Source organism: Microcoleus sp. B3-A4, assembly GCF_036705385.1.
Lineage (GTDB): Bacteria > Cyanobacteriota > Cyanobacteriia > Cyanobacteriales > Microcoleaceae > Microcoleus.
On the sequence record NZ_JAUBUI010000047.1, the window covers coordinates 40,353 to 48,939 of the forward strand.

The following is an 8,587-nucleotide window of genomic DNA, read 5'->3' on the forward strand; positions in this document are numbered from 1 at the left end:
ATGCACGCAGATGCAGAGAATAGATATCTGAATAATTCCGATGCTAGCAGATTTCGTATAATCACCTAAAATCTAATTTTGATGCACCATTTATTCCCTGGTGCATCAGTTTTGAGATTGTGAGTTTGTAGCAAAAATGTCTTCACAGGGTGAGGCACCATTTACCAATCTGTACCTCACTCAGTCCATAATTGCTATATTACCGAGAGTTATCAGCATTTCGGTCACGGTGGAACTGTCCAAAGGTTTAGAAAACCAATATCCCTGAGCTAATTCGCAGTCGAGTTCTCGAAGCTGTGCTAACTGTTCGCCTGTCTCTACACCTTCGGCGATCGCATTCAATCCCAAGTTGTGAGCCAAAGTTACGATCGCCCGCACAATCTGCAAAGGCTGACCCCCGTCTTCACCATTTTCGGCAGCCCCCAAGCGGCTCACAAAAGATCGATCGATCTTCAGTGTATCCAGCGGAAAACGGTGCAAGTAACTCAAAGACGAATAGCCAGTACCGAAATCGTCGATCGACAATCGAATATTTCTAGCTTTTAATTGGGCTAGCACAATATTAGCTTTCTTCACATTTTCCACGATCGCGCTTTCAGTAATTTCCAATTTTAAACAGCTCGGCTCGCAGCCCGTTTCTGCTAAAATTTCATCGATTTCCTCGATTAAATTCGGCGTACCTAACTGTTTAGGAGAGAGATTGACGCTCATTGTTAATTGCGAAGGAGCAATAATTGGTAATTTAAAATTCGGAATTGGTACCTGGGGACTTGTACTGAACGCAGCCGAAGTATTGGTAATTGGGAATTGGGAACTGGTAATAGAGGAGTGAAAATCGCTAATTGGGAATTGGTAACTGGGAATTGGTAATTTTTTACCGATTGTTTCTGTCCTGTGACCATTACTGGGGCTACGCTCACTAAAAGTTCCGTGTTGTTCATTCCCTGTAACAGATACATCAGTTAAATCCCCTACATTGCCCGTTGCCATCTTCCCTGTTGTTACCCTGACCGAAGTCGAAGCGCCTTCTTCCTTCTGGTTACGCTGAGCGACTTGCCCTGAGTGAAGCCAAAGGGAGTCGAAGGGCCTTGTTCCGGCTTCCATTGGACTTCTTCTCTGTTGCTCCGTTAACATTTCTTGCCAAATCCGCAATTGCTGACAAGCTTCCCGCAACACCCAGGCTCCCAGAGGCACGATCAAACCTGTTTCTTCAGCTACAGGGATAAAAGTAGACGGCGGAACTAGACCGCGAACTGGGTGGTGCCAGCGCACCAAGGCCTCAAAACCTTCGAGCGCACCGCTGGCGATCGAAACAATCGGTTGGTAGTGCACAATAAAGTGCGAACCTTGATCCTTGCTCTGTCCTAATTCCTCCTTCCCCAAAATAGCCAACCGCAGGTCAGTTTCTAACTGCAACAGCGACATAGTTTGGTCGTGCATCGCCAAATTAAACACTTCGTGGCGGGCCTTACCCAAAGCTTTAGCGCGGTACATAGCGATGTCAGCATCGCGTAGGAATTCTTCCGGGTGAGTGTACGAATTTGATTCGCCACTGGCGGTGGCCTCGCCTCGACTGAAAACAATGCCAATGCTAGCCGTGGTAAATACTTCGTGCCCTTCAATATGAAACGGCTTCGTCAGTTCTGTTTGTATCTTTTTAGCTGCGAGGGTGGCGTCGCTGAGGCTCTGAATGTGGTCTAGCAGGATGGTGAATTCGTCTCCCCCCAGCCGGGCGACGGTATCAGAAACCCGGACGCAGGTTTGCAGTCGCTGCGCGAGGGCAATTAGCAGTTTGTCTCCTAAAACGTGTCCTAAAGAATCATTAACTACTTTGAAGCGGTCTAAATCTAGGAAAAGTAAACCAAATTTGTAATCGGGGGACTGATGGGATCGGCGGATGGCTTGTCCTAGCCTGTCTAGGAACAAAAGGCGGTTGGGCAAACCTGTCAGCGCATCGTGAAAAGCGCCGTGCAGCAGTTCCCGTTCTACTCGCTTGCGCTCGGTGACATCTCGGATAATAATCTGGGCGGCGGTCAAGCCTTGATAAGTAGCGGGGATGCCGGCAACTTCAACGTCTATTATTTGTCCGTCGAACCGAATCAGTTTTTGTTCGGCAAGGTCGAGCGGCTGATTTTCTGTCTCGACTAGCCGAATGCGCTCTCTGGCTGTTTCCACATAGTTTGGATGGACGAAATGCAATACCGGAAAGCCGATTAGCGCCTCGGGAGACTTCGCACCGAGGAGTTTAGCGCCTGCAGCATTGATGTAGGCGATTTTCCCTTGGCTGTGAACGGCGATCGCTTCGGGAGATAGTTCTACTAAACGGCGATAGCGCTCTTCACTTTCTTTGAGAGATACTATCAACTCGCATCGCTCTTTTTCAGCTTGCTGGCGTTCGACTTCCATTTGGTGAACCGCTAGAATTTTGCCAATACTTTGAGCCATCAATTCTATAATTTCTATTTGCTCGTACTGAAACTTGTTTTTCTTTATTTCTCTAGAGCTAAAACTCAAAGTGCCGTAAGTTTTGTTATTAACAAATATCGGCGTCCCGATGTAAGATTCCGAGGGGCATTTTTGATAAGCTGGATGTTGCCGCATCTCAGGAACTGCTCCTATATGAGAATACGCAACTGTTTTGTTAAGTTGAATGACGGCAGCGCAGTAAGTATCGCTGAGGTTCAATTCACAGCCTCGCACTAAGTATTCTAAATCAGTTTTGGCTGCTCGGACAATAAAAGTCTCGCCGTCAACTTCAGCCATGATGCCCCTAGAAAGTCCAAACATCAAACAGCCTGCGGTTAGATAATCGTCAACCAGTTCTTCAAAGTTTTGATAATGATAAGTTGTAATCCGGTGCAAGTGTTTGAGATTAGCGCTAAAAGCTGCTAAAGCTTGAGAATTTAAAAATAATTCTTCTTCCGAGCGCTGGCGGTCGGTAATGTCTGTTTGTACTCCAATAAAGTGGGTTAAGTGTCGCCGCGAGTTGTAAACCGGAGCGATCGACAGTTCGTGCCAAAAAGGCGTGCCGTCTTTCCGAAAGTTGCGTAATATAACTTGAGATTCTCTGCCTTCTTCAATCGCAATTCGCAATTGTTTGGCAGCGGCGGTGTCCGTGTCTGTGCCCTGCAAAAATCGGCAATTTTTGCCGATTAACTCGTCTCTGCGATAACCAGTAATCCGCTCAAAACTGGGATTGACATAAATAATCGGATTATCTGCAACGGTTGCGTCGGTGATTGCAATGCCGTTGCTGCAACTTTCGATCGCCCGTTCCATCATTTGCAAACGCTCTTGCGATAGAATGCGCTCGATCGCCGCAGCTAACAAGTTGGCGATGGCTTCTACAAAATAAACGTCATCTTGGCTGAAAACCCGCCTTTGGCTGGTATGAACCCCCAAAATGCCCCAGGCCTGCGAGGAGGAACTGTTCGTTGGTTCTGCTTGTCCCCAGTTGCTTCCCAGTTTTCGATTGCCGGGAATAATTACAGTAACGCCGCTGACAGCGCGGTGGTTGTGCAGTAGCGGCAACTCGCTAAAGCGCGTTTCCACCCGCAAATCTTCGACGATTGTCGGTTCGCCCGTTAGCAATGTGTAACCTGCTTGCGATCGGGCAGAAGCGGCAACAGTAGCGCTGCCGACGAGGCCCTGCTGCCAGCCAACCCCCGCTCGCAGCAGAAAAGCATGACCGGAGGGCAACAGTTCTAACAACTGGCAATAATCAACGTCCAGGGTTTGAGCAATTAAAACCGCAGCTTTGTCCATCAGTGCGGACAAATCTGTTTCGGCGAGGGCCTGCTGCCCCAAGTAAGCGACGGCAGCTTGCTGGCGGGCCCGCGAGTGGATGGAGGTGAGCAATTCCTGCTCCTTGGCGGCCGCTCGCTTCCGATCCGTAATGTCGCTGAAAACCGACAGAACAGCTTTCCCCGACACCAATGTCAGATACCGCATCGATACACTTGCCCAAAACAGCGTGCCGTCAGCTTTTTTAAGCCGGACTTCTCTCTCGCGGACGTGTTCGTTGCGGGCGAGCCGCAACAGCAATTCCTGGCGATCAGCAGGTTTGTGGTAGAGTATTTCGGCTTTTTGGCCGTCGATCGACTTGAAGGCTGTGAACCCGAAAGCCTGACGGCATAAATCGTTACTATAAAGAATTGTGCTGTCCGCCAGACTGCTGACGATCAGTGGCATTGGCATCGAGTTGGCGATCGTCAGCAGTAATTCTTTGGTTCCTTGCAGCTCTTTGTACAAGTCTGGCTTGGAGGTCCAGCCGTGACAGTTTTCAGAGTTTTCAGGGATAAAACTTTCCATTGTTTAATCGATCCATTAGCAGGACAACTTTTTTAAACTTGTGGTAAATGACGATTTCCGATGCAGAGCATTGGTAACAACTGAAGACTTAATTTCATTTGTCAGTCAGTAAGATTACTCAAAAAAACTGCTTTTCTAAGAGTAGAAAATTCGCGATTTGGGAGTGGGTGAGCCTAAATATGGCACTGGGCATGATTCCTCGATCGCGCCAATCTGAGTTTTGTACCCACAATCCGAGTAAATTCTGAGCATAATTGCTCATTGACAAATGCTTCCCTAGCTTTAGTTGTTAGGGTGGATGCAGAGGACGATCGATCGTAGCCCACAACACATTAATCTTAACCACAACAATGCAACTGACGGCCTCTACACTGCTTGGCTGGAGTGCGATATCGTGAACTCGGAATGGAGAACACATCTATCTTTGGTATGACAATCTACTGTTTTTAAAGTTGCGTTAAGTTTTTATAAGAGCGAGGTACTTTACTCAATGTGCAGCGGAAGCTCCTAATCTAAAAAGTAAAGTCACCTGCTGGCCAACCACCGAATACTATCCGAGGAGAGAGGAGAAATGCTTGAATCTTACCGCCGTACCGCTGCCCAACGGGCCGCTTTGGGAATTCCACCGCTGCCGCTGGACGCCCAGCAAACGTCGGAACTGTGTGAACTGCTGAAAAATCCGCCGGCTGGAGAAGAAGAAACCTTAATAGAATTATTGCGCGATCGCGTCCCGCCCGGAGTAGACAGCGCCGCCTACGTCAAAGCTGGTTTTCTAACTGGCATTGCTAAAGGTGAAATCCACAGCCCCCTCATTGCTCCCAAATGGGCAGTTTACCTGCTGGGGACAATGATGGGCGGTTACAACGTCCAATCTTTAATCGATTTGCTCAACCCCACTGCCGAGGTCGCCATTCCCGCCACCGCAGCCCGGGCCTTGAGCAAAACGTTGTTAGTATTCGACGCTTTCCACGACGTTATAGCTTTGTCTGATACCAATCCCTACGCCAAGCAGGTAGTCGATTCTTGGGCGGATGCCGAGTGGTTTACGGGTCGCCCTGTGTTGCCAGAAGCGATTACCGTTACAGTCTTCAAAGTTCCTGGAGAAACGAATACTGACGACTTGTCGCCAGCACCTCATGCGACTACGCGGCCGGACATTCCCCTGCACGCTCTGGCGATGCTGGAAAGTAAGATGCCTGGGGGTTTGCAAACCATTGCAGACTTGAAGCAAAAAGGTCATCCGGTAGCCTATGTTGGTGATGTTGTCGGTACCGGTTCGTCGCGGAAATCGGCGATTAATTCCGTACTGTGGCACATTGGCAATGATATTCCGTTTGTGCCCAACAAGCGCAGTGGCGGTTATATTTTAGGAAGTGCGATCGCCCCGATTTTCTTCAATACCGCTGAAGATTCCGGTGCATTGCCGATCGAATGCGATGTCTCCCAAATGGAAACAGGAATGGTAATTACCATCCATCCCTACAAAGGCGAAATCACCAACGAAGCCGGAGAAATTATCTCCACCTTTACCCTCAAACCCGACACAATTCTAGACGAAGTTCGCGCCGGCGGTCGAATTCCGCTATTAATTGGACGAACTTTAACCGACAAAACCCGCGCAGCTTTAGGACTAGAACCCAGCACTATTTTTACCCGCCCTACAATCCCAGTAGATACGGGCAAAGGCTTCACTTTAGCACAAAAAATGGTAGGCAAAGCTTGCGGTTTGTCCGGCGTTCGTCCCGGTACATCTTGCGAACCAGTCATGACAACAGTCGGTTCGCAAGATACCACCGGCCCGATGACTCGGGACGAATTGAAAGAACTTGCTTGTTTGGGATTTAGCGCCGATTTGGTAATTCAAAGTTTCTGCCACACCGCCGCTTATCCGAAACCAGTTGATGTCAAAACTCACCATGAATTACCCGATTTCATATCACAGCGGGGCGGCATAGCTTTGCGCCCCGGAGACGGCATTATTCACTCCTGGCTGAATCGAATGTTATTGCCCGATACAGTGGGAACCGGCGGCGATTCTCACACTCGTTTTCCTTTAGGAATTTCCTTTCCGGCTGGTTCGGGATTGGTGGCCTTTGCTGCCGCCTTGGGCGTTATGCCTTTGGATATGCCGGAATCGGTTTTAGTGCGGTTTAAAGGTGAATTGCAGCCGGGAGTAACGCTCAGGGATGTTGTGAATGCCATTCCCTATGTAGCAATTCAAAAAGGTTTGCTAACCGTCGAGAAACAGAACAAGAAAAACATCTTTTCTGGGCGGATTATGGAGATTGAAGGTTTGCCGAATTTGAAGGTCGAGCAGGCTTTTGAATTGACAGATGCGACGGCCGAGCGTTCTTGCGCTGGATGCACGATTAAACTGAGCGTGGAGACTGTCTCCGAGTACATTCGTTCCAATGTCGCGCTGCTGAAAAACATGGTGGCGCGGGGCTATCAAGATGCGCGGACGATGATGCGCCGGGTAGCGAAGATGGAGGAATGGCTGGCAAATCCGGTACTGCTGGAGGCTGATGCTGATGCGGAATACGTTGAAATCATCGAAATCGATTTGAACGATATTACAGAACCCATTGTGGCTGCTCCCAATGACCCGGATAATGTTAAGTTGTTGAGTGAGGTTGCGGGCGATCGGGTTGACGAAGTATTTGTCGGTTCCTGCATGACAAATATCGGTCACTACCGCGCCACTGCAAAGGTGTTGGAAGGTGCAGGGGAAGTGAAAACTCGCCTGTGGATTTGTCCGCCCACTCGCATGGACGAACAGCAACTCAAAGAAGAAGGTTTCTACAGCATTTTTGGAGCCGCTGGAGCTCGCACAGAAATGCCCGGTTGCAGTCTTTGTATGGGCAATCAAGCGCGGGTTAAAGATGCGACAACGGTTTTTTCAACTTCTACTCGCAACTTTAACAACCGCATGGGCAAAGATGCACAAGTTTATCTCGGTTCGGCGGAATTGGCGGCAGTTTGTTCGCTGTTAGGTCGCATTCCTACAGTGGAAGAATACAATGACATTGTGTCGAAGAGAATCGATCCTTTTGCTGGCGATTTGTATCGGTATTTGAATTTCGATCAAATTGCTGGTTTTGAGGATGAAGGGCGAGTGATTGCTTTGGAAGATATGCCTCGTATTGAGGATATTTTGGGGATTCCCGATGGTGTGTTGAGCAAGTAATTTCGTCGAAACTCAGCGAACTGCTTATCTTGAAACGCAGATGAACGCAGGTGTACGCAGATAAATTTTATCTGCGTTCATCTGTGTTAATCCGCTGACATCTGCGGTTACAACAAATCCCAGAATCTCCATGAATCATCCCCCGTTTTTTGTTTAAAATATAAGTAGAGGCGAGTTCGATCGCCAATCTCTAATTCCGATCCAGGATATCGACCTGCCAATTCCTATAAATCCGATTGAGGAGAAAAAAGTATGTCTGAACGAGCTTTAATCACTGAAAACCCAGAGACACCAACTTCAGCGCCAGAAATTCGCATTGGTAATGAAATGGTAGAGTTTCTCAGTGTAATTCAGCAAACTCCGAGAGAATATTGGCCTAATTTGCTTAAAATGATGACGTTATTTCTGGAAACTGTGACAGTTAAGCCAGGATTGTCGGAACCCGCCGAGACACCCGAAAATGTAGATTTTACTAAAGTCTCGAAGGAGGAAAGCATTAAAAGAAATCAAGCTATGCTCAGAGCAATGCGAGCGGGGCTAAAGGAAGGAAATGAGGATAACGAAGGACCACAAATTATCGATTCTTTACAGCAGCACGAAGCTCTGAGCAAGCTGTTACAGTCTTGGATAGACGATGGAGATGAACAGGAACAAACAGAAACCGCTGAAGTTCTCCGCAAGGCACTAGAAGAAAACCCGCTGCATATATAGTCCATGAGCAGAATAGTTTTGTTAGATTCTGGGCCTTTAGGAATTGTTACAAATCCCAAAGCCGCCCCTCCTGTATCTCAAGAGGGTAAACTCTGGCTGGAATCTTTGCCGCTAAAAGGTTACCTTGTCATGCTTCCTGAAATTGCTGACTATGAGGTGAGGCGCGAATTAATTCGTGCAGGTAAAACGGCAGGTATTAAACGACTCGATCAACTTAAATCGCAAATCCCCTACCGTCCTTTGACTACCGAGGTAATGCTTCTAGCGGCTCAGTTGTGGGCGGATGCACGAAAGAGAGGAAGGGTGCATCTCACTTTTGCAAATATATGAAAAAGGGCTAAAATGAAAAAGCTAGTAAAATTGTGAAAAAAGATGAGG

5 protein-coding genes are annotated in these 8,587 nt (G+C 48.0%); 3 read left to right on the forward strand and 2 right to left on the reverse strand.

Features of this window, described 5'->3' with window-relative positions; all coding sequences use genetic code 11:
• Window positions 1-180 precede the first annotated feature (180 nt).
• Together QUB33_RS18645 and QUB33_RS18650 are read right to left on the reverse strand one after the other, a co-directional pair.
• Complete coding sequence (locus QUB33_RS18645) at window positions 181-4,311, reverse strand: EAL domain-containing protein (protein ID WP_333352390.1); 4,131 nt, start codon at window positions 4,309-4,311, stop codon at window positions 181-183.
• Between the two features lie 289 nt (window positions 4,312-4,600).
• Window positions 4,601-4,729, reverse strand: a complete 129-nt coding sequence (locus QUB33_RS18650; RefSeq protein ID WP_333352392.1) for a hypothetical protein — start codon at window positions 4,727-4,729, stop codon at window positions 4,601-4,603.
• 153 nt (window positions 4,730-4,882) lie between these two features.
• On the opposite strand from QUB33_RS18650, the gene acnB reads away from it, so the two are divergent.
• The 3 genes from acnB (at window position 4,883) to QUB33_RS18665 (ending at window position 8,539) form a co-directional block, all read left to right on the forward strand.
• Window positions 4,883-7,498 (forward strand): bifunctional aconitate hydratase 2/2-methylisocitrate dehydratase, encoded by a 2,616-nt coding sequence (gene acnB / locus QUB33_RS18655; protein WP_333352395.1) that lies wholly within the window; start codon window positions 4,883-4,885, stop codon window positions 7,496-7,498.
• A 252-nt stretch (window positions 7,499-7,750) separates the two neighbouring features.
• Window positions 7,751-8,209, forward strand: coding sequence for a hypothetical protein (locus QUB33_RS18660; RefSeq protein WP_333352399.1), 459 nt, complete (start codon window positions 7,751-7,753; stop codon window positions 8,207-8,209).
• Window positions 8,210-8,212: 3 nt separating this feature from the next.
• Window positions 8,213-8,539, forward strand: coding sequence for a hypothetical protein (locus tag QUB33_RS18665; RefSeq protein ID WP_333352402.1), 327 nt, complete (start codon window positions 8,213-8,215; stop codon window positions 8,537-8,539).
• Window positions 8,540-8,587: the final 48 nt, after the last annotated feature.